This window comes from Microbacterium sp. NPDC064978 (assembly GCF_044543605.1).
In the GTDB taxonomy this organism is placed as follows: Bacteria; Actinomycetota; Actinomycetes; order Actinomycetales; family Microbacteriaceae; genus Microbacterium; species Microbacterium meiriae.
Map to the genome: position 1 here is coordinate 805,541 of NZ_JBITWF010000001.1, position 21,110 is coordinate 826,650.

At 67.6% G+C, this 21,110-nt stretch carries 20 protein-coding genes; 4 read left to right on the plus strand and 16 right to left on the minus strand.

Annotation, left to right across the window (positions count from 1 at the left end; genetic code table 11):
* The first annotated feature begins 71 nt into the window (after positions 1–71).
* Together ACIGJI_RS04170 and ACIGJI_RS04175 are read left to right on the plus strand one after the other, a co-directional pair.
* The gene (locus ACIGJI_RS04170; RefSeq protein ID WP_363445907.1) at positions 72–1,847 is read left to right on the plus strand and encodes an ABC transporter ATP-binding protein; all 1,776 of its coding nucleotides are present in this window, start codon (positions 72–74) and stop codon (positions 1,845–1,847) included.
* Between the two features lie 47 nt (positions 1,848–1,894).
* Positions 1,895–3,127 carry a glycosyltransferase gene (locus ACIGJI_RS04175; RefSeq protein WP_259953178.1) on the plus strand — a complete coding sequence of 411 codons (1,233 nt, stop codon included), beginning with the start codon at positions 1,895–1,897 and terminating at the stop codon, positions 3,125–3,127.
* A gap of 54 nt (positions 3,128–3,181) precedes the next feature.
* Here the strand turns inward: ACIGJI_RS04175 and ACIGJI_RS04180 are convergent, their stop codons facing one another.
* The 4 genes from ACIGJI_RS04180 to ACIGJI_RS04195 are packed head-to-tail and all read right to left on the minus strand — an operon-like array spanning position 3,182 to position 7,080.
* Positions 3,182–4,168 carry a Gfo/Idh/MocA family oxidoreductase gene (locus tag ACIGJI_RS04180; protein ID WP_363445989.1) on the minus strand — a complete coding sequence of 329 codons (987 nt, stop codon included), beginning with the start codon at positions 4,166–4,168 and terminating at the stop codon, positions 3,182–3,184.
* Positions 4,165–5,262 (minus strand): DegT/DnrJ/EryC1/StrS family aminotransferase, encoded by a 1,098-nt coding sequence (locus ACIGJI_RS04185; protein WP_363445905.1) that lies wholly within the window; start codon positions 5,260–5,262, stop codon positions 4,165–4,167. The genes ACIGJI_RS04180 and ACIGJI_RS04185 overlap by 4 nt, the downstream gene beginning before the upstream one ends.
* Positions 5,259–5,870 carry an acyltransferase gene (locus ACIGJI_RS04190; RefSeq protein ID WP_232089213.1) on the minus strand — a complete coding sequence of 204 codons (612 nt, stop codon included), beginning with the start codon at positions 5,868–5,870 and terminating at the stop codon, positions 5,259–5,261. Before ACIGJI_RS04190 ends, ACIGJI_RS04185 begins: the two co-directional genes overlap by 4 nt.
* A gap of 46 nt (positions 5,871–5,916) precedes the next feature.
* Positions 5,917–7,080, minus strand: a complete 1,164-nt coding sequence (locus ACIGJI_RS04195) for a glycosyltransferase (RefSeq protein ID WP_363445903.1) — start codon at positions 7,078–7,080, stop codon at positions 5,917–5,919.
* A gap of 76 nt (positions 7,081–7,156) precedes the next feature.
* On the opposite strand from ACIGJI_RS04195, the gene ACIGJI_RS04200 reads away from it, so the two are divergent.
* On the plus strand, positions 7,157–7,855 hold the full coding sequence (locus tag ACIGJI_RS04200; protein ID WP_187663701.1) for a glycosyltransferase family 2 protein: 699 nt from the start codon (positions 7,157–7,159) through the stop codon (positions 7,853–7,855).
* A 3-nt stretch (positions 7,856–7,858) separates the two neighbouring features.
* Positions 7,859–8,224, plus strand: coding sequence for a DUF2304 domain-containing protein (locus tag ACIGJI_RS04205; protein WP_187663700.1), 366 nt, complete (start codon positions 7,859–7,861; stop codon positions 8,222–8,224).
* Between the two features lie 3 nt (positions 8,225–8,227).
* On the opposite strand, the gene ACIGJI_RS04210 is transcribed toward ACIGJI_RS04205, so the two are convergent.
* The 12 genes from ACIGJI_RS04210 to ACIGJI_RS04265 all read right to left on the minus strand — a co-directional run.
* Complete coding sequence (locus ACIGJI_RS04210) at positions 8,228–10,123, minus strand: DUF6541 family protein (RefSeq protein ID WP_363445901.1); 1,896 nt, start codon at positions 10,121–10,123, stop codon at positions 8,228–8,230.
* Entirely contained in the window at positions 10,120–10,854 is a 735-nt protein-coding gene (locus ACIGJI_RS04215; protein WP_187663698.1) for an ABC transporter ATP-binding protein, read from the minus strand. Before ACIGJI_RS04215 ends, ACIGJI_RS04210 begins: the two co-directional genes overlap by 4 nt.
* Positions 10,851–11,786 carry an ABC transporter permease gene (locus tag ACIGJI_RS04220; protein ID WP_232089212.1) on the minus strand — a complete coding sequence of 312 codons (936 nt, stop codon included), beginning with the start codon at positions 11,784–11,786 and terminating at the stop codon, positions 10,851–10,853. Before ACIGJI_RS04220 ends, ACIGJI_RS04215 begins: the two co-directional genes overlap by 4 nt.
* A gap of 52 nt (positions 11,787–11,838) precedes the next feature.
* On the minus strand, positions 11,839–13,314 hold the full coding sequence (locus tag ACIGJI_RS04225) for a hypothetical protein (RefSeq protein WP_363445898.1): 1,476 nt from the start codon (positions 13,312–13,314) through the stop codon (positions 11,839–11,841).
* A complete protein-coding gene (locus ACIGJI_RS04230; RefSeq protein ID WP_363445897.1) occupies positions 13,311–14,009 on the minus strand; it encodes an acylneuraminate cytidylyltransferase family protein in 699 nt (232 codons plus the stop codon). The genes ACIGJI_RS04225 and ACIGJI_RS04230 overlap by 4 nt, the downstream gene beginning before the upstream one ends.
* Positions 14,006–15,049, minus strand: coding sequence for a nucleotidyltransferase family protein (locus ACIGJI_RS04235; RefSeq protein WP_363445895.1), 1,044 nt, complete (start codon positions 15,047–15,049; stop codon positions 14,006–14,008). The genes ACIGJI_RS04230 and ACIGJI_RS04235 overlap by 4 nt, the downstream gene beginning before the upstream one ends.
* Positions 15,046–15,690: an acetyltransferase gene (locus ACIGJI_RS04240; RefSeq protein ID WP_363445893.1), complete on the minus strand. Its 645-nt coding sequence runs from the start codon at positions 15,688–15,690 to the stop codon at positions 15,046–15,048. The genes ACIGJI_RS04235 and ACIGJI_RS04240 overlap by 4 nt, the downstream gene beginning before the upstream one ends.
* Positions 15,683–16,780: an N-acetylneuraminate synthase gene (neuB, locus tag ACIGJI_RS04245; protein ID WP_363445891.1), complete on the minus strand. Its 1,098-nt coding sequence runs from the start codon at positions 16,778–16,780 to the stop codon at positions 15,683–15,685. Before neuB ends, ACIGJI_RS04240 begins: the two co-directional genes overlap by 8 nt.
* On the minus strand, positions 16,770–17,939 hold the full coding sequence (gene neuC / locus ACIGJI_RS04250; protein WP_187663692.1) for a UDP-N-acetylglucosamine 2-epimerase: 1,170 nt from the start codon (positions 17,937–17,939) through the stop codon (positions 16,770–16,772). The genes neuB and neuC overlap by 11 nt, the downstream gene beginning before the upstream one ends.
* Entirely contained in the window at positions 17,936–19,093 is a 1,158-nt protein-coding gene (locus ACIGJI_RS04255; RefSeq protein WP_187663691.1) for a LegC family aminotransferase, read from the minus strand. Before ACIGJI_RS04255 ends, neuC begins: the two co-directional genes overlap by 4 nt.
* The gene (locus tag ACIGJI_RS04260; RefSeq protein WP_187663690.1) at positions 19,090–20,085 is read right to left on the minus strand and encodes a GDP-mannose 4,6-dehydratase; all 996 of its coding nucleotides are present in this window, start codon (positions 20,083–20,085) and stop codon (positions 19,090–19,092) included. The genes ACIGJI_RS04255 and ACIGJI_RS04260 overlap by 4 nt, the downstream gene beginning before the upstream one ends.
* 51 nt (positions 20,086–20,136) lie before the next feature.
* Positions 20,137–21,110 (minus strand): LGFP repeat-containing protein (locus ACIGJI_RS04265; protein ID WP_396667009.1); only part of this gene is annotated, 974 nt, incomplete at its 5' end.

A 21,110-nucleotide genomic window follows, 5' to 3' on the forward strand; every position in this document is an offset into this window, starting at 1 on the left:
CCAACGGGTAGGATCCATGAGGGTTTCCCGCGTCGGCGTAGCCCTGTGAAACAGCAAGGAGACTCACCCCGATGAGAAGCATCTGGCGGACACTGCTCGATCTGTTCCGCGTGCTTCCGCGCGATGCCCGCCCGTTCTATCTCTGGTATTCGATCGCCACAGGCCTGCTCGCGATCCTCGACACCGCGGCGCTGGCTCTGATTGTCCTCGCGGTGAACACCTTCGTCACCGACAAACCGATCGAGATCCCGTTCTTCGGCCCGCTCCCCGAGTCGGCCACGGCCTGGGTCGTGGTCGCCGTCGCCGCGCTGTTCATCCTCAAGGGAGTGCTCGCGGCGACGCTGCACTGGCGCGCCACGCGCCGGTTCGCCAGGTACGAGCTGGACCTCGGCGACAGGTTGTTCGCCGCGTACACCCACTCAAGCTGGGAGGACCGTTCGCGGATCAGCACTGCGGAGCTCACGCGCGTGGTCGATTCCTCGGTGGGCAGCGCGAACCGCGGATTCCTTCTCGCGCTCTCCCAAGTGCCCGGCAACCTGTTCACGTTCCTCGCGGCACTGCTCATCCTCGTGATCGCTCAGCCGCTGACGGCACTGATCGCCTTCGTCTACCTCTCGATCGTGTCCGGAACCATCTCGCTCACGCTCTCCCGTCGTTCGAAATCCGAAGGCCAACGCAGTCGTGACTACTCCTATCGGGTCGCGACTGTGATGACGGAGATGGTGGAGGCGCTGAAAGAGGTCACGTTGCGGGGCAAGCTTGACGAGGCCGGGCGCGTCATCTCGAAGAACCGAGCGGTTGCGACCCGATCGCGGGCGAACCTCGCGTTCATGACCATCGTCCCGCGCTACGCCTTCGAGGCCGCCCTGATCGGCGGATTCGTCCTCATCGGCGCCTCGGCATTCCTGACCGGCGGCGCTGCGGAGGCTGTCGTGGCCATATCGCTGTTCGCCGCGTCCGGATTCCGGATGATCCCCTCGATGAACGCTGTGCAGGCCAGCCTCACAGCCGCATCCTCGAACGAGGTCTACGCGAGAGACGTGATCCGACAGCTCACGCAGACGAACACGGCCGTGCAGACCGAGCCGAGCGACTCCGAGAGCCTGCCCCTGCACCCCCGCGAGCTGCGGTTGCGGAACGTCTCCTTCAGCTACGACGGTGACCGCGGACCGGTCTTGAAGGACCTCGATCTGAGCGTCCCGTTCGGATCCAGCCTCGCTATCGTCGGTCCTTCGGGCGCCGGGAAGTCCACGCTGATCGACATCATCCTCGGCCTCAGCGTGCCGACGTCGGGAACTCTCGAGATCGACGTGCACCCCGTGGACCGTGTCCTGCATCAGTGGCGTCAGCGCGTGGGGTATGTGCCGCAGCGGGTGGCACTGTTCGACGGCTCCGTGGCGCAGAACGTCGCGCTGACGTGGGAGCAGGACTACGATCCCGACCGTGTCGTCCAGGCTCTTCGACGAGCGCACATCAGCGAGATTGCCGAGCGTCCCGGCGGACTCGAGGAGCGTCTCGGCGAACGCGGCTCCTCGGTATCCGGAGGGCAGCAACAGCGACTCGGGATCGCCAGGGCGCTTTACACCGATCCCTTGGTGATGGTCATGGACGAAGCAACGAGCTCGCTCGACACGGCCACCGAGAACCGAGTCGTCGAATCGATGAACGAGCTGCACGGCAAGGTGACCTTCATCACCGTGGCGCACCGTCTCGCCACCATCCGGCACTACGACCAGGTCTGCTACCTCGATCAGGGTCGCGTCCTGGGCTTCGGCACCTTCGACGAAGTCGTCGCGCAGGTACCCGACTTCCGGTTCCAAGCGTCGCTCGCCGGACTTGTGCCGTAGCTTCGTCCGCTCCCTCCCCCGTCCGCCCTTCCCAGGAGACCCGGAACATGCGAATCCTGCTCATCTGCCCGTTCTTCCCGCCCGAGAACAAGATCGCCGCCGTGCGGATCTCGAAGCTCGCCTCGTTCTGGGCCTCCGCGGGGCACGAGGTGCGTGTGCTCACCCGCGACGGCGCGGACGAGGGTCTCATCGTCCCCGAGCACGCCGGGCTGACCATCCACCGCGTGGCGGACCCGATGATGAAGGCCGTCTCCGGCGTGCAGAGCCTCAAACCGAAGAAGCCGCGGCCGTGGCACCGTGCCGCGTCGGTCGCTTACGCCATCGCGATGAAGTTCGTCTGGCCGGACATCTACGGCCGGTGGGCGAAAGCCGCAGGGCGCCACGCCGCCGCATGGGACTGGCGCCCTGACGTGGTCGTGACCAGCGTCGGCCCGTTCAGCGCCCTGATGCTCGGTTCCAGACTGGCGAAGCACTTCGAGGCCAAGCTCGCCGTCGACTACCGTGACCTGCTCTCCAACAGCACCTACTACCCGTACGGCGCGCTCCGACGTCGCCTGGACTCGTCTGTCGAGCGTCGGCACGTGTCGGACGCTGCCTTGCTCACCACGGTCAGCGCCCCCCTCGCGGACGAACTCGAAGCTGCGTATGGGGTCCCCACGGTCGTGGTCACCAACGGCTACGACCCCCAGGACTTCGCGCATCTCGAGTACCACCCGTCCTCGTCCGAACTGCGCATCGCCTACTGCGGCTGGGTGATCCCTAAACGACGCGATCCCCTGCCGTTCCTCAGCGGCGTTGCGGAGCTGCTGCGTGCGCACCCGGACACCCGCATTTCCGTCGACTTCTACGGTCCGCATTCGGCCGAGGTCGCTGCCGCCATCGAGTCGCTGGGGCTCGATGCCGCCGTCCGCCAGCACGGGAAGGTGAGTCACGCGGAGTCGCTGCAGATCCAAGCCGACTCCGACGCGCTGCTGCTTCTGCTGTGGAACGACCCCGGTGAGAAGGGCGTGCTGAGCGGCAAGGTCTTCGAGTACATCGGAGCTGCGCGCCCGATCATCATGACCGGGCTCGAGGACAGCGCCGCCGGCGACCTGATACGCGACAACGGGCTCGGCGTCGTCAGCAATGACCCCGCGGCGATCGCGGACGCTCTATACGCAATGGCCGAGGAGAAGTCGCGCACCGGACGCGTACAGGCCCCATCGCTCGCCGAGGGCACGCAGTTCACGCGTGACGCCCAGAGCCGGGTGTTCCTGGACGCTCTGGAAGCGATCGTCTGAGCCCGAGATCCGGAAGGAGCTCGTGCGGCGTCATCCCTCCGGACCCCTCGGGCCTCAGATCGTGATCGAGCTGCCCGTGCGCGCGGACTCCAGCGCGGCCTCGACGACTGCGAGCGTGCGCAAGCCCTGGGCCATCGTCACCACGTCGCTGTCGGCTCCCAGGACCGCGTCGCGGAACGCCTCGTGCTCGACGCGCAGGGGTTCCCGCTTCGCGAAGGCGTAGCGGGTGACGTCGCCCTCGGACACGCCACGGAACGTCGACACGGACTCCCACTCCAGCGGAATGGTGCCATTCGCGTAGAACGTGAGATCGCCGGTCGAGGTGTCGGCGACGAACGCGCCCTTCTCGCCTGTGACCACGGTCAACCGCTCCTTCATGGGCGAGAGCCAATTGACGATGTTATTCACGATGACACCCGACATGGTGCGCCCGGTGACCGTGATCATGTCCTCATGCTCTCTGCCGCTCTTGAACGCCGTCTGCGCGAACACGCGTTCGTAGTCGGACTGCACGACCCAGGCCGTGAGGTCGACGTCGTGCGAGGCGAGGTCCTTCGCCACTCCGACGTCGGCGATGCGGGACGGGAACGGCCCCTGCCGGCGCGTCGCCACCTGGTAGACCGCACCGAGCTCACCGGCCTCGATCCGACGGCGCAGCTCCTGCAGCGCAGGGTTGAAGCGCTCGATGTGACCGACCGCGCCGACCAGGCCAGCGCTCTCGAACGCGTCCACCATGCGCTGTCCGGCCTCGATGCTGTGCGCGATGGGCTTCTCCACCAGCGTGTGCACTCCCGCGGCGGCCAGTTTGAGCGCCGCGTCCTCGTGGAAACGCGTCGGCACGGCGACGACGGCGAGGTCGATGCCCGCATCGATGAGGGCTTCGATGTCGGGCAGGATGCTGAGGTCGCCGGCGACACCGTGCGGGTCTCCTCCGGGGTCGGCGATAGCGACCAGGTCGACGCCGTCCACCTCACGCAGGACGCGCGCGTGATGGCGTCCCATCATCCCAACGCCGAGCAGACCCGCCCGCAACACCATCAGGCGCCCGCTCCCGCGAGGGTGTTCACCGCGGTGACGATGCGATCGAGGTCGTCCTGCGACAGCGACGGGTGCACCGGCAGCGACACCACCTCGCGGGCGGCGCGCTCGGTCTCGGGCAGGTCCAGATCCGGTGCGTAGGGTGCGAGCGACGGCAGGCGGTGATTCGGTATCGGATAGTAGACGCCCGAGCCCACATTGTGCTCCGCCTTGAGAGCCGCGACGAAGCCGTCACGGTCCTCGGGGACGCGGATCGTGTACTGGTGGTAGACGTGCACGGCGCCCTCGGCGACCGGAGGCGTCACGACGCCTCGCAGCTCGGCATCCAGGAACGCGGCGTTCGCCTGGCGCTGAGCCGTCCACGCGTCGACCTTCGTCAGCTGCACACGCCCGATGGCGGCGTGGATGTCCGTCATACGGGCGTTGAAGCCCACGATCTCGTTCTCGTACTGACGCTCCATGCCCTGGTTGCGGAGCAGTTTCAGCATCCGGGCGATCCCGGCGTTCTCCGCCGTGACCATGCCACCTTCACCACTGGTCATGTTCTTCGTCGGGTAGAGGCTGAACATGGCGAACTGTCCGAACGTGCCGACAGGGCGGCCGTCCAGCGAAGCGCCGTGCGCCTGCGCGGCGTCTTCATACAGCGCGACACCGCGGTCAGCGGCCAGCGCCTCGAGCTCGCGCATGCGGGCCGGGTGCCCGTAAAGATGCACGGGCAGGATGCCCTTGGTGTTCGGGGTGATGGCGGCGGCGACGGCGGACGGATCGAGGGAGAAGGTCTCCGGCTCGATGTCGACGAAGACCGGCGTGCCACCGGTGAGTGCGACGGAGTTGCCGGTCGCGGCAAATGTGAACGACGGAACGATGACCTCATCGCCCGCACCGACGCCCGCAGCCAGCAGCCCGAGGTGCAGGCCGGCGGTGCCGCTGTTGACGGCGACAGACGGACGCCCCTGCACGAAGTGATCGGCGAACTCCGCCTCGAAGGCAGCGACCTCCGGCCCCTGGGCGACCATGCCGCTGCGGAGCACCCGGTCGACGGCCTCGCGCTCCTCGTCGCCGATGATCGGCTTCGCCGGGGGGATGAACTCGCTCACACTGCCTCCTTGGTCAGGGTTCCATCGTTCTCCGCATAGCGTTCGCCGCTCTGCGGGCAAATCCATACACCGGCCTCGGCGCCGGCGGTCAACGGTACGCCGGACTCGCCGACCCAGCCGATCCGCTTGGCGGGCACACCCGCCACGAGTGCATACGCCGGGACGTCCTTGACGACCACCGCTCCCGCGGCGACCGTCGCCCACGCGCCGATGGTGACCGGGGCGACGCACGTCGCCCGGGCACCGATCGCCGCGCCCGTCTCGATCGTGACGCCGACGGGCTCCCAGTCGTGCGCGCTCTTGATCGAGCCGTCCGGGTTGATGGCCCGCGGATACGTGTCATTGGTGAGGACCACGGCCGGCCCGATGAAGACACCGTCGCCGAGCCGCGCCGGCTCGTAGACGAGCGCGTAGTTCTGCACCTTGCAGTTGTCGCCCATGACGACGCCGGTGCCGACGTAGGCCCCCCGCCCGATGATGCAGTTCTCGCCGAGCTGCGCCTGCTCCCGCACCTGTGCGAGATGCCAGATCGAGGAGCCGTCGCCGATGGAGGCATCCGAGGAGACATCAGCGGATTCGACGATCCGCACGCGGGATGATTCGGTCACAGCGCTCCTTGCGTGATGCCAGGACGTGGCGGCACCACAGGCGATTCTACCGGCGTCGGCCGCGCAGACCGTCAAGCACGCTCCGCACGACATCGGCGGCCTTCCCACCGACCGTGCTCCAGGACACCGTGTCGACGGCCCATTGCGCTCGACGCGGACGCTCGCGCTCCGTCGTCCCGTCCTGTGCCTGGGCGACGAGTCGTCGCATCGCCTGCGCGACCTCGGAGACCGTGAAGTCGCTGGCCTCACCGAGACCCGCGGCCCGAACGACCTCGGCGCCCGTCTGCGCCCCCGCGAAGAGCACGGGGGTGCCGACGGCGGCCGCAGCGTACGTCTTCGTCGGTCGCGCGAAATCGTAGCCGATCCCGGGCACGATGCTCACGAGCGCACCCACCGCTCCCCTGATCCAGGACGCCGAGCCTGCAGGCGGCACGAGCCCACCGAAGTGCACGCGGCCGGGCACCAGCGTGGCCGCCAGCGCCTTCAGTTCCGCCTCCACGGATCCCTGGCCGAAGAACCGGATATCGACGTCGACGTCGTCCAGCTCGGCCAATGCGCGCACGAACACGTCGGGCTGCTGCCACTCCGACATCGTTCCCGTGTACACGAAGTACGGACGCTCGGCGGCGGCGGGTGACACATCGGGGCGGAACACATCCGTGTCGATGCCGTTGCCCACCTCGACGACGCGCTCGGGCAGCGCACCGACCGCGACCAGACGTTCGGCGACCTCCGCCGACACGGCGATCGACCGCGCGGAACGCCGGAGCACGAAGCGCTCGACCGCTGTCATCAGTCGCACCACCAGTCCTGGCGCCTCCGTCGAGGCCACGGCATCCGACCACACGTCCCCCGGGTAGTACACAACCGGTCGCCTGGTGAGCATGCCGGCGACGGCAGCCACCAACCCCGTGGTAGGCGGCGCCTCCGCGACGATAACGTCGGCACGGTTCACGAGCAGACGGAAGAACAGAGGGATATCGAACGACAGGTACTGCACGTACCCGCGGATCGCGCCGGAGCGGTCACGCAGCACGGGCATCCGTTTGATCCTGGCTGCGGTGTCCTCAGCGCGCGCGACGCTGCCGGCTGGCGGCCGGGTGGTGAGCACGGTCACGTCCGCGCTCGTCGTCATGGCCTGCACGAGCGCCTCCATCCGGAAGCTCGCGGCGGTCACCTCCGGGGTGTACAGCCGGGTCGCGACGATCACTCTGTTTCGTTTCGTCATCTCGTCCAACGGGCTCGGGGTTCACGGTGACCGGAAAGACACCTGACACAATGGAATCATGTCCCCGAGCGTCCCCTCACCTCGAACGCCCGATCGGCGAGCCTGGATCGTCATCCCCCTGTACAACGAAGCCAGCGTCATCGGCAGTGTGATCACCCAGTTGCGTCAGGAGTTCGCCCACGTCATCTGCGTCGACGACGGCTCCAGCGACGCTTCCGCACGGATCGCCACGGAGGCCGGAGCGATGCTCGTCCAGCACCCCGTCAACCTGGGTCAGGGTGCCGCACTGCAGACCGGCATCACCTACGCGCTCAGCCACTCGGAGTGCGAGTACATCGTCACCTTCGACGCCGATGGCCAGCACCGTATCGAAGATGCCCTCGGGATGCTCGAGCTAGCGCGTGCGGAGGACCTCGCGATCGTCTTCGGCTCGCGCTTCCTCGACGACCGGACCAACCCCGGCTGGATCAAGAAGGTCATGCTGAAGACCGCAGTGTGGGTGACGAACCTCACCACCAGTCTGAAGCTCACCGACGCGCACAACGGCCTCCGGGTGATCCGCCGCGACGCCGCCGAGCAGATCGATCTGAAGCAGGACCGCATGGCGCACGCCACAGAGATCGTGCTCGAGCTCGGCCGCACCGGCCTGCCCTGGCGGGAGTATCCGGTCGAGCTGCTCTACACCGACTACTCGAAAGCCAAAGGACAGAGTGTGCTGAACTCGGTCAACATCCTCGTCGATCTGGTGGTGAGGTGACCCATGTGGATCCAGTTCCTTCTCATCGCGGCGATCGTCGTGCTCGCCGCCTTCATGATGCGGCGCACCGGCGCCGACAGCCATCTGGCCATCCGCCGCATCCTGATGGGCCTGTTCGTTGTCGTCGCGGTGCTCTCGGTACTCTTCCCCCAGTGGCTCTCGTGGCTCGCTCAGCTCGTCGGCGTCGGACGCGGCACCGATCTCGTGCTGTACGGACTCATCGTGATGTTCCTCGCATTCGTATACACGCAGTATCGGCGAAACGCCCAACAGCAGCGTCAGCTGACACGACTCTCGCGCAAGATCGCTCTGCTGGAGGCCGAGGAACACGAGTCACGAGAGCACCCGGTCGAGGGCGATCGCCCCTGAGGTCTACGGGCAGCCGGTGACCTGATAGAGCGCAGCACTGTCGCCGACGCTGGCGACCTCGGTCAGGATCGGGGACCCGGCGAGGTCGTGCAGACCGTTGTACGTGACGTAGTGGTTCTCATAGAGCTGCCTGTCCCCGAAGTCGAGCACGTGCGTGACCCCCAGGCGGTCGATCGATGAACAGACCTCGGTCGAGGCGGTGTTCAACGATCGAGCCAGCAGCAACGCGTCGGCGTCGTATCGCCCGGTGACGTGCGGGAACACGACGTCGTGGCCTGTGTATGCATAGAGCAGTGCCGCGCCGGTGAGCGGATCACCGAGCACGAGAGCGTCCGGTCCGAGCAGAGAGGATGCTTCGGCGAAGAGCTCGGCCTCGTCCGCGGAGAGCCCCTGCGAATGAGCGTCGAAGCGGAAACTCACATTGCGCATGTACCGCAGATCGTTGACCAGCGCGCTCAGGTGTGTGGCGGCGAGCAGCACACCCAGGACGACCACCGCAACAGCGCGCACGCTGCGCCTCTGCTTCCACTGTGTCCGGATCCAGTTCCAGACCACGGCTGCCCCGAGTGCTGCCAGCGGCACGCCCAGCACTCCGAGAAGCGCTGCCACGCGAGTCGTGTCGTCGTACCAGATTCCCACCAACGCGCTTCGGAGCCCGAGAATCGAGAGCGAGGTCGACACGAGGAACAGGATGATCGCGACCCCATAACTCCCCAGGATCCACCATCGACGGCTCTTCGCGACGGTCCAGATCCCGACGAATGCCAGCGGTCCCACGAGCAGACCGGTCGCCCGACCGACGGGGCTGAGGAAGGCGACCTCGCCGAGGGCCGCGCCGAGGGTCGAGCCCGGGAGCCATTCGTGAGTCGTCACGTTGGCGAGTCTCCACACGGCAACCAGTGCCACCGTTGCGACGGCGACCGCGATCACGACGAGCACCCTCGTACGGGTGCTCCCTGCCTTCGCCACCCTCCAAGCGCCCCAGACGGCGAACGGCACCAGCAGAGCGATCGCCCCGAGCAGCGCGGAAGGGTGGCCGAGGGCGGTCGCGCCCATCGCGGCGATGGCGGTCAGGACGAGACCGGTGCGCTGGCCCCACGTCAGGCCGGGACGGCAGGCCAGGACGACGAACGCGAGCAACAGCGGGATCTGAAGCGTCCCGATCAGGTTGGGATACAGCACTCCCCAGTTCAGGAAACCGAGGGGGAAGACGCTGAAGCCGAATGCGACCAGCGGAGCCCACGCCGCCGCGGCGCGATAGCGCGCGAAGAGAACGTTCGTCAGCGTGGCGAGGGCGACCGGCCACACGACGGCGATCGCGGCGATCGTCATGACGTTCGTCGCGGGGACGATGCCAGAGCTGAAGGGTACGACCAGAGAGACCAGCGCATGCCACAGGGTCGGATAGAACGTGCTCGCGACGCCCGGCATCACCATGGTCATGTGGAACGGCGATGCATCGCCGTTCTCCATGACGAACTCGACGGCGTTGAGATGGAACAGGCCGTCGAAGAGCTGACTCGGATGTCCCGCACCCGACGTGCCCACGATCAAGATCAGTATCCAGCCGAGCGCGCCGACGCCGACCCCCAGCCATACACTCCGGCCGGCACCCCCACCCAACGGCTGGACGGCCGATCGCCGGACGAACCAGAGCGCAGCGGCCACCACCATGATTGCTGCCGCCGCGATGAGCACGGGCAAAAGCGACCAGCGCAGACCGAGGACGGGTGCCAACAGCGTGGCCGCACCGACGCTCGCCAACGACAGGACGATCGCGCCTCCGAGAGCCGTCACGCCTCGGAGACGAAGCAGCAACGCGGAGGGAAGACCGGGGAGGGTCAGCAGCGCGCATGCGACGAGAAAGGCCGGGATCTGCCCGAGCCAGTCGGCGCTCACGCGTCCACCAGCGCGATGGCGCCCTCGAGCTCGCCGTCGTAGACGACCCTGCCCTTGCTGATGACCACGCCCCGCGTGCACAGCTGGCGGACCATCTCCATGTCGTGACTCACCACGACGAGGGTCTTGCCTGCAGCCACGAGCTCTTCGAACTTCTGTCGGCACTTCTCCCGGAACGGCACATCGCCGACCGAGAGGATCTCATCCATCAGGAGCACGTCCAATTCCACGTGGATCGCCACGGCGAACGCCAGGCGGAGGAACATCCCTGACGAATAATGCTTGACCTCCTGATCGATGAACTCCTCGATCTCACTGAACGCCACGATCTCGTCGTAGCGCTCCTCTATCTGGTGCTTCTTCATCCCGAGGATCGCAGCGTTCAAGAACACGTTCTCTCGGCCGGAGAGCTCGGGATGGAAGCCCGCCCCGACCTCGATGAGCCCCGCCACGCGTCCTCGGGTGAGCACCTCACCGGCGTCCGGGTCCATGACGCCGGAAATCATCTTGAGCAGTGTCGACTTCCCCGAGCCGTTCATCCCGAGGATGGCGACCGACTCACCTTCCTGGATAACGAGGTCGACACCCTGGAGAGCCTCGAACGTCGACGTCAGCTTCCGGCGCCGGATCCAGGACACCACGGTGTCCTTCAGCGAGAACGCATGGTTCAGCGTGAACGTCTTGCGAACACCCTCGACGATGATGCTCGGACGGAGCGCGGTATCACTCATAGGTCCTGTGCGAACTTTCCTTCCAGGCGTCGGAACACGAGCTGCCCGAGCAGCAGCGCGCCGACGGCGATGAGCGCGGTCCACAGCGTATTCATGCCGAGGTCGGGCGGGATCGGGGTCAGCGCCTCACCGGCGTACCCGGCGGACTGGACGAGGTCTTGACTCGCGGGGCGCCAGAACGCGTAGTGGAAGAGTTCCACGCCCTGGGTGATCGGATTGAGCATGTAGGCCTCGACGAGCCAGGACGGCCAGCCCAGCTTGTCGACCACCGCCTCGTACACCATGGTCCAGGCATAGAGCACTGGCGACGCCCACGTCGCCAGCAGGAGAAGCAGTTCGACGATGTTCTCCGCGTCACGGAACCTGACGTTCACTGCTCCGAAGAAGAGACCGGTGCCGAGCGCGAAGACCATCACGATGAGCATTCCGGCGATCGCCGCGAGCACGCCGAGCACCGTCATGTGCGCGAATCCGCCCATGAGCGCGCACACCAGCAGGAGGAGCCCGACCTGAGGGAGAAAGTGCACGAAAGACACCAGCACCGCCGAGACCGCGAAGAGCTGCCTCGGCAGGAACACCTTCCGCACCAGCGCCGCATTCCCGACGATCGACCCCGTCGCGTTCTTGAACCCCTCGGAGAAGAGGTTGATGACGACGATGCCAGAGAAGAGGTACACGGCGTAGTTCGGGACACGGTCCAGGTTCATGAATATCCCGAGGACGACCCAGAAGACCAGGAACTGCGCCGCTGGGCGGACATACGACCACACCCAGCCCAGCACGGAGTTGCGGTACCGGGTCGTCACGCCGGTACGGACGAGGAGGCTCAGCAGATACCGCCAGCGCACCACATCGATCAGCCCGTGGCTCGTGCCGGGGGTGTCGAACTCGGTGCGTGGGATGGCAGCGAAGAGATCTCGGGTTTCAGTCACAGTCCACTCATTCGACGCACGGCGGCCTGTGCCGCGACTCCATCATTCTAGATCAGGCGGGTTCGGAGCTTCCTGCACGCGGACTGTCCTCCGAGTCGAGCCTTGCGGCCAGCCAGTCTCGGAAGTTCTGGACTGCGTGCGTTGCCCAGATGCTGTCGTCGACCCTCGCCGCCATCCGATGCCCCGCAATGCTGCGGATGCGATCTGCGATCTGTCGCGCGTCCTGCACCCGATCCCCGAACGCATCGCCGATTACTGCGGCCGCGAACGCACTGTCCCGCGGGATCACCTCGCACCCGAAGGCCCGGGCCTCGAACAGCACCGTGCTCGCCTCACCGACCACCACCGTCGTCTGCTTCAACGATTCGTAGACGTCCGGTTGCTCGTCAACCGTCACTCCCGGGTGCGCAGAGAGCCGCGGGTACCTCCCCCCGGTCTCGTAGCGCTCGCCCGGATGCGGACGGAAGACGACCGACCAGCTGTCATCGAGCAGCCCCCGCAGCTCGATGACGAGCGCATCGGTCCGCTCAGGGTCAGTGCGAGAGGAGACCACGAGGACCTGCGGGCGTCGGGACGCCGGCGCGGATGCGGCCTGCCGCTCGAGATGCGGCTTTCCGATCGCCGTCACCCGCCCGGGATGACGGATCGAGTCGGACCAGAAATCGCCGAACGTCAGCACCTCGTCCGGCAGCGCTCGGCGGAGCGCAGGCTCCCGGAACAACCGCCCGTAGTTGTATGCGGCGTGGGACGGGCCGATCCAGCCGTGTTGCGGCTCGGCGACGTACGCGCCCGCGTCTTTGAACAATCCCACCGATTCGCCGTGATACGTGTACGAGCCGTTGTCGAAGAGGACGACGCGCGGACGGACCCTGTCGATCAGGCGGCGAAGTTCGTCGAGCTGCGGTCGGCGATAGTTCTCATCCCGGACCGCGCGTTGCGCGATCTTCGCGAACGCACCGGGCTCTTGCCCCAGCCGTCGGGCGAAATCGGCGAGCAGCGACTCTATCGACCGCCCTACCGCATCGGACGGATGCGCGCCGCGCACCCGCATGGTCACCCGCGCGTTCGCGGCATCCATGGTCAGCGTCGGACGGAACGACGGCCGTCCCAGAGGGGACGGCAGAGGTTGCTGCTGCACCACCACCGCATCCCCGGCCGCCCCGGCGAAATCGTCGACGAGCCAGTTCAGCGCTGTGCCGTCCGAGGCGGCCAGCGTGCCGCCTCCGACGTAGAAGCAGACATCGTGGCGTCGAGCGCGCCGCGGCGCATCCCAGCGGTCCGGAAGCTGGGCCCTCGCGATGCGCCGGGCCTGCTTCCATCGGTTCCACGTACCGGGTGTCACATCGACACTGCCGGTCTGCTGTGCGGAGAGCGCCCAGGCCACCCGCATGCGGACCTGGGCCCAGAAGGGCACCGATGCTCCGGGCAGCGTCTCCCGCACTACGTCGGGGGCATCGTCCTCGAGGTCGAGCAACCGGCGTACCGCATCGGACGTCCGCGCGTCGAGGCTGCGCGAATCGGCGGTCACAGATCCTCCCGTTGCTCCATCAGCCACTCGACGATGCGGAAGTCGAACTCGCTGTCCACGTCGACGGAACGTTCAGCGGGCATCTCGTACAGGATGGTCGACGGCAGGAAGACGACCTGGTCCTTCACCAGCGCCTGCCGCTTCCACACGTAGATGGAGCCGTTCATGTCGAAGCACCGCGGCGCGTCCTGCCGCCGGAGCACCGCGTCGTCGGGCTGCTTGCTCACGGCGACGGTGCCGTCCGGCTGCTCCTCGACGAGGTTGAAGTACGGATTGCGCCGCGCTTCCGCACCCGTGATCAGTGACGCGGCCTCCGATTCCTCGAACATCCGCACGGCCGTGCGGATGTCGTCCAAGGTGCGGAGCGGACTGGTCGCGTCGAGGTCCACGCACACGTCGTAGGTCCTACCGGTGCGCTGCTCCGTGGTGCGCACGGCGTGGGCGATGGCGGGGACCTTGCCCGCCGTGTCGGTAGCCATCTCCGGGGGTCGGCGCACGACGCCCGTCGCGCCGTACTGCGGGGCGAGAGCAAGGATCTCCTCCGAGTCGCTGGAGACGACGACCTCGTCGAAGAGTCCTGTCGCCGCAGCTTGCGCCACCGAATGAGCGAACATCGGCCGCCCCGCGACCATGCGGAGGTTCTTCCCCGGGACTCCCTTCGAACCGGCGCGCACGGTGATCGTGCAGATCCTCATCTGGTTCTCCGTTCCCACGCCACCCTGGCGCGTTCGAGATCTTCCGGTCTGCCCACATCGATCCACTCTTCGCGGATCTCATAGGCGGCGACCGAACGATCGACCTCCATGAGGCGCGACAACAGCGTCGGCATGTCGCAGTACTCGTCCTGTTCGAGCAGTTGCAGGGCGTCCGGATCGAGAACATAGATCCCGGCGCTGACGAGCTCGCTGTGATACGGCTTCTCGGCGAGCCCGGTGACACGGTGGCCGTCACGGCGGATGACGCCGTACGGGATCTCGAAGCCGTACTCGCGCGCTCCGATCGTGGCGGTCGCCCCCGCATCGCGATGGAAGCCGAGCATGCGCCGGAGATCGACGTCGGTGAGCAGGTCCGAGTTCATCACCACGAAGGGCGAGGTGATCTCGCCGCGCAGCTGGGCGATCGCGCCGGCTGTGCCGAGCGGCATCGGCTCGTGCAGGTACGTGACGTCCAACCCGTGCGCGCTGCCGTCGCCGAGATGCTCCTCGATGAGATGCCCGAGGTGGTTGACGGACACGTGCACGCGGCGGAACCCCTGACTGCGGAGCCTGCCGAGGATGATGTCGATCATCGGACTGTCGCCCAGGGGGACGAGAGGCTTCGGGATGTCCTTCGTGATCGGGTAGAGCCGCTGCCCCCGGCCGCCGGCCATGAGTACCACGGACGTCGGAAGCGGCGTGGCGATGCGCTCGCCCTCGCCGACGACGTCGACGATGCGCCCGTCGTCGACCACCGCGACGACGCGGATGCCGCGTCTCGCCTTCAGCTCGTCGACGGCGTCCTGAGTCGCCGTCGGAGGCACCGTGGCCGGGCTCGCGTTCATCACCCGGTCGACACGGTCCTCGAGCGATGCTCCGGCGAGGAGGCCACGACGGATGTCGCCGTCGCTCACCGCTCCGACCAGTCGCCCTCCGTCATCTTCGACGAAGACGACCTGGCGTCGGCTCCGGTCGAGTTGGGAGAGCGCGTCGCGGATGCTCGTCTCCGGGTGCACGGACAGGTCGGCGTTCGAGCTCATGCCGGTTCCCTTCTCTCGGATTCGATGACCCTGGCCGGCACGCCCGCGACCACAGCCCCCGCCGGGACGTCCCTGATCACGACGGCGCCGGCACCGATGACGCTCCCGGGTCCCAGCGTGAGTCCCTGGCTGACACGGGCACCGAGACCGACGTGGGCGCCCTCGCCGATCCGGACACCGCCGGCGATCACCGCACCGGGAGAGACGTGCGCGTGGGCGTCCGCCAGGACGTCGTGCTCGATGATCGCCCCGGAATTGATCAGCACGTTCTCCCCGATGACGGCCCCGCTGTTCACGAGCGCCGCGGCGAGCACCTGAACCCCCGCCGCCAGGCGGGCCCCCGGGTCGACGAAACCTCGAGGATGGACGATCTGCGCCGCCCGCAAACCGTATGCGACGGCCCGCTCATACAGAGCGCGCCGGGCCCGCGTCGACGCTGTCGAGCCCAGCCCGTTGACGAAGAGCACGTCATCCGCGCGGAGCGACGAGAGCAGGTCGTCGTCGCCGAGGTACGGACAGTCCTCGCCCAGATCTCCGGCCTCCGGCGCGAGATACCCGCGCACTCCGAGCCCCAGAGCGCGTGCGGCCGCCAGCACGGACTTCGCGTGTCCCCCGCCGCCCAGCAGGACCAGCTCACTCATCGATGAGCTCACCGCGTCGGTATGCCCGGGACGCCAAGCCGCCGACGACTTCCCAGAAGTCGAAGGAGGTGCGACCCGTCGCGGGGCGGAAGCACGCGAGGTCCTGCTCCGTGATCACGGCGCCGGAGGGGATGTCCCGCGCGGCCACCAGACTGCGCCGCACGACCGCGCGGTTCCCCTCCTCGACGCTCTGCGCCCGCTTCTCCGGCGATCCGAGCATCGCCGGCACGCGGCGGACCGCCGCGACGTAGTCGCGCAGGCCGTCGGGATCCAGCGAGGCCGCGTGATCAGGTCCCTCCGCGGCGACGTCGAATGTGAAGTGCTTCTCGAGGACGGTCGCGCCGAGCCCGACGGCGAGCACGGAGGCCAGCGAGCCGAGCGAATGATCGGAGTAGCCGACCCTGTGCCCGAACGTGCTCGCGATGGTCGGCATCGCTCTCAGGTTCAGGTGCTCGTCCGCTGCCGGGTACTCAGTCGTGCAGTGCAGGATCGTCACGTGCTCGTCGAACCGGATGCGCTCGTTCCGTGCCTCCCACGCCCTGGCGAGCGCGCTCTCGGTGAGGCGCTCCGAGGGCTCAAGCACACCCTGACGCTGCCCCAGTCCCGCGGCGAGGAAGCGCAGCGCCCTGGCGATCTCCTCCAGATCGGCCATCCCCGTGGACAGGATCACCGGCAGCCCGCTTCGGCCCGCTTTGACCAGGAGCGGGGCGAAGGTGAGATCACCCGACGCGATCTTCACGAGAGGGATGCCGAGCTCGTCGATGAGGAAGTCGAGACCGTCGAGATCGAAGGCCGTGGACAGGAACCGGATTCCGCGCTCGTCACAGTGCGTCCGCAGGGCTCGGAACTCCTCACGACTCAGCTCCAGCCCGCGGAGGAGGTCATGCTGGCTGCGCGCGTCTTGGTCGGACACCCGCTGATAGTCCGCGAGCTCTGCCGTCTCGAGCGCGAGCGCATCGGCGGAGAAGGTCTGGAACTTCACCGCGTCCGCCCCCGCGTCAGCGGCGAGGTCCACGAGCTCCTTGGCGACGTCGAGCGAACCGTTGTGGTTCACCCCCGCCTCTGCGATCACGAACACATCAGCGGCCATGGTCATCTCCCTGTTCGAGATCGTGGAAGGACTTCTTCGGCGGGCGCGGGATCTCCGCGTCTCGCAACGTCGCCGCCGTGCGGGCGGCGAAGCCCGGCCGACCGAACGGACTCTCCGGATCGGCGAGAGGCGGGGCGGCGAGCTGCCGGCGGATGGCGGCGGCGATCGCCGCGGCGGTGGGCTCTGGCACCTCCACGCTCGCGGCGATCGGTCGGCCCTTCTGGCGATCGCCGATCAGCACAGAGGGGGTCCCGAGGACCGGCGCCTCCAAGACGGTGCTGGACGAGTTCCCCGCGACGACGGCAGCCGCCCTCATGGCGCTGAGATAGCCGCGCTGTCCGAACGATTCGACATAGTCGACGCGCTCGGGGTGTTCGGACACGAAGCGCGCGATCCGTTCCCGGACCGCATCCGTGCCGATGTCCGAGTTTGACCCCGTGATGACGATGTGGAGCTCGTCCACCGCGAGCAATCCGTCGAGGAGCTCCTCGACGAGGTGCTCGGCCGGTGCCACGTCCATGATCGCCGGATGGAAGGTGACGAGCGCCGTCGGCTCGGGCAGCCGGATGCCGAACCGTTCCTCGACGTCACGGCGCGGCATCGGCTCGAAGGTCTCCAGGATGTCGACGATCGGCGCGCCGAAGAAGAAGACCCGTCGCGGGTCCTCCCCCAGCTGGATGACCCGCGTGCGGTGCTCAGGTGTCGAGGTGAAGTGCAGGTACGACATCTTGGTGATCGAGTGGCGGAGTGCGTCGTCCATCGCCCCCTCGGTGAGCTCCCCGCCATGGATGTGCGCGACCGGAACCGAGAGGATCGTCGCGGCCGTCGCGACGGCGTAGGCCTCCAGACGATCCCCCAGCACCACGACCACGTCGGGGCCGATATCCGCCAGCGCCCGCGCATACTCGGGCAGGGCGCGGCCGACGTCCGCGGCGGCGGCGAGAGCGCTATCGTCGCCCGACCAGATCGGAACCGCCGCGGCGACGGTGAACCCGTCCCGCTCGATCTCGGACACCGTCCTCCCGAAGGAATCCGTGAGATGAGTGCCCGTGACGATGATCCGCAGGTCGAGCTGCGGGTCGTCATCGATCGCCCGGAGCAATCCGCGCAGCAGCCCGTAGTCCGCACGGGTGCCGGTGACGACGGCGATCGTCCTCATGCCGCTGCCAGCGCCGGCGAACTCGGAATGCACACGACGGACGCGTGCAGGGCTTCAGCCACGGGCACCCGGGCGTGGGGCAGCTGACGATAGGGCGCCTGGGCGTGCAGCAGATTCCAGAACGGCCGGCACTGCAGGCCGGCGTCGTTGGTCGCCTCGAGGAACTCATCGCGGCGCGCGATGTCGCCGTCCACGCGAACCGCGCACAGCCAGTAGTTGCTCACGGTCCCCTCCGGCTCGTCGAGGAACTCGATGCCATCGACGTCGGCGAAGGCGGAGCGGTAGCGAGCCGCCAGCCGGCGTTTGTCGGCGAGGAAGCGAGGCAGGCGTTCGAGCTGCGCGACGCCGAGGGCGGCGTTGAGGTTGGGCATCCGGTAGTTGTACGCGACCTCGTCGTGCTCGAACTCCCAGCGGTGCGGCAGCTTCGCCGTCGTGGTGAGGTGGCGCGCCCTGTGGGCGAGCTCGTCGTCGTCGGTGAGGATCATCCCGCCGCCACCGGTCGTGAGGATCTTGTTCCCGTTGAAACTGAGAATGCCCATCCGGCCGAACCTGCCTGTGTGGACGCCGTCGACCCGGCTGCCGAGCGACTCGGCGGCATCCTCGACCACAGGAACGCCGTACTCGGTCGCGAGCGCGACGAGCTCGACGATGCGCATCGGGTGGCCGAGCGTGTGCATCGGCACGATGGCGGCGATGCGTCGTCCGGTGACGGCGTTCACCAGGCCCTCGGACGTGGATCGCGCGGAGCGGAGCACGTCCGAGACGGCATCGACAGACAACCCAGCGGACATCTCATCGCTGTCGACGAAGTACGGCTGGGCGCCCGCATGCGAGACCGCGTTCGCGGTGGCCACGAAGGACAGGGTCGGGACGATCACGTCGTCGCCCGCGCCGACTCCGACCAGTTCGAGCGCGACCTGCAAAGCCGACGTTCCGTTGGACACCGCGATCGCGTGACGGGCACCGGTGAACTCGGCGATGCCCCGCTCGAACTCGGTCACGAAAGCGCCGACACTCGAGACGAAGGTCGAGTCGAGGCATTCCTGCACCCGTACCTTCTCGACCTCGGTGATGTCGGGGACGTGCAGGCCGACGAAAGGCTCATCGCCCACCACGCGGCGGATCGTGCGGACGAAATCTGCGGGGGTGATCATACGACGTACGCGTCGGTGCGGTAGCGCGCCAGGTTGCCCGGGTCGGTGAACCACTCGGCGGTGGCGCGCAGGCCCTCGCGGAAGCCGTCCACACCGTCGTACCGGGGCGCCCACCCCAGGATCTCGCGCGCCTTCGCGTTGTCGGAGAAAAGCCGCTCCACCTCCGAGTTCGCCGGGCGCAGCCGCGCGGGATCCTCGGTGGCCACAGCATCGACGCCCATCACCTCGGCGATGAGATCGAACGTCTGCCCGATGGAGACCTCGAAGCCGACACCGAGGTTGATCACCTCTCCGACGCCGGCGGTGCTGGTCAGCGCCGTCGTGAATCCGGCGACCGTGTCCGGGACATAGGTGAAGTCGCGGGTCGGAGTGAGTGCCCCGAGCTGGACCTCCCGCTTGCCGGCGGCGAGCTGGCTGATGATCGTGGGGATCACGGCGCGGGCGGACTGCCGCGGCCCGAAGGTGTTGAACGGGCGGATCGTCACCGCGGGGAGCCCGAACGACGAGTGGTACGCGTTCACCATCTGGTCCGCCGCGATTTTGGATGCGGAGTACGGCGACTGCCCCTGCAGCGGGTGCCCCTCATCCATCGGCACGTACCGGGCGGTGCCGTAGACCTCGCTGGTCGACGTGTGGATGAAGCGGCTCACGTCGGCGGCACGCGCTGCATTGAGCAGGTTGAGCGTGCCCTGGATGTTCGTCTGCACATACAGGTCAGGAGCCGCGTACGAGTAGGGGATGGCGATGAGCGCGGCGAGGTGCAGGACCGCATCACGGTCACTCACCGCCGACATCATCAGCGCAGGATCACGGACGTCACCAGGCAGGAACTCGATCTCTTGGGCGACCTCGTCCGCGATGCCATCGAGCCAACCGCGCGAGTCGAACGAGTTGTACAGCACCAGGGCTCGGACGTCGTGACCATCTCTGACGAGCTGCTCCGCGAGGTGCGATCCGATGAATCCGTCAGCTCCTGTGAGCAGTACCTTCATGCGTTCGAGTCTATCCGATCCCCGCGAACTGCCCGCGGCGACGGCCGCGCCTCAGCGATAGGCGACCGTCGCCGCCTTGCCTTTCACATAGCTGATCGAGCCGCCCTGGAACGCCTGCACACACGACGTCGCCGAGCACGTCTCCACACCCGCCGGCCACCCGAGCTTGCCACGCAACCATCCCGCCTTGCTGTACGCGGTCATGATCGTATTCGACGACGCGAACGTCCCCGCCACCGACGAATGAACCCACCCACCGGAGAACTTCTGCGCCATACCGCCACCGTTCGGGTCCGCCACGAGCGAAGGTACGGGATCGACAGCTCCGCCGAGCGCGACCGGACTGCTGGCCGGATCAGCGCGCACCTTCGCGATGGCCGCGGCCGAGACACCCACCGCACTCGTCGGCTCAGCGGTGCCCGTGAACGAGAGGACACCCCCGGCGAACGCCTGGGTACACGAAGCGCCCGTGCATACCTCAGCGCTCACCGGCCATCCGAGTGAACCCCTCACCCAACCGGCCTTGCTGTATCCCGACATCATCCGCGTCGAGGTCGCGAACGCACCCTTTGCAGAAGAGTGGATCCACCCACCCCGGAAGCTCTGCGCGACCCCGTCGCCGTTCGGATCCGTCACCTTGGACTCCGCACTCGTGGGCCATCCCAGCTTCCCCCGCAGCCACCCCGACGCGCTGTACTCCTTCATCGACGCGTTCGACGTCACGAACGCCCCGGCCGCCGACGCGTGAATCCACCCGTTCGCGAACTGACGGACGAGACCATTGCCCTGCGGATCCGACACCACCGTCAACTGCCCGACCGGCGCACCCAGCGCCCCCGAGCTGCCGCCCTGCGCCGCGAACACCACATCGATCGCGTCCGCCTCGACGCCCACCAGCGGAACCGCCGCCTTCCCCTTCTGATAACCGATCGAGCCGCCCTGGAACGCCTGCACACACGACGTCGCCGAGCACGTCTCCACACCCGCCGGCCACCCGAGCTTGCCACGCAACCATCCCGCCTTGC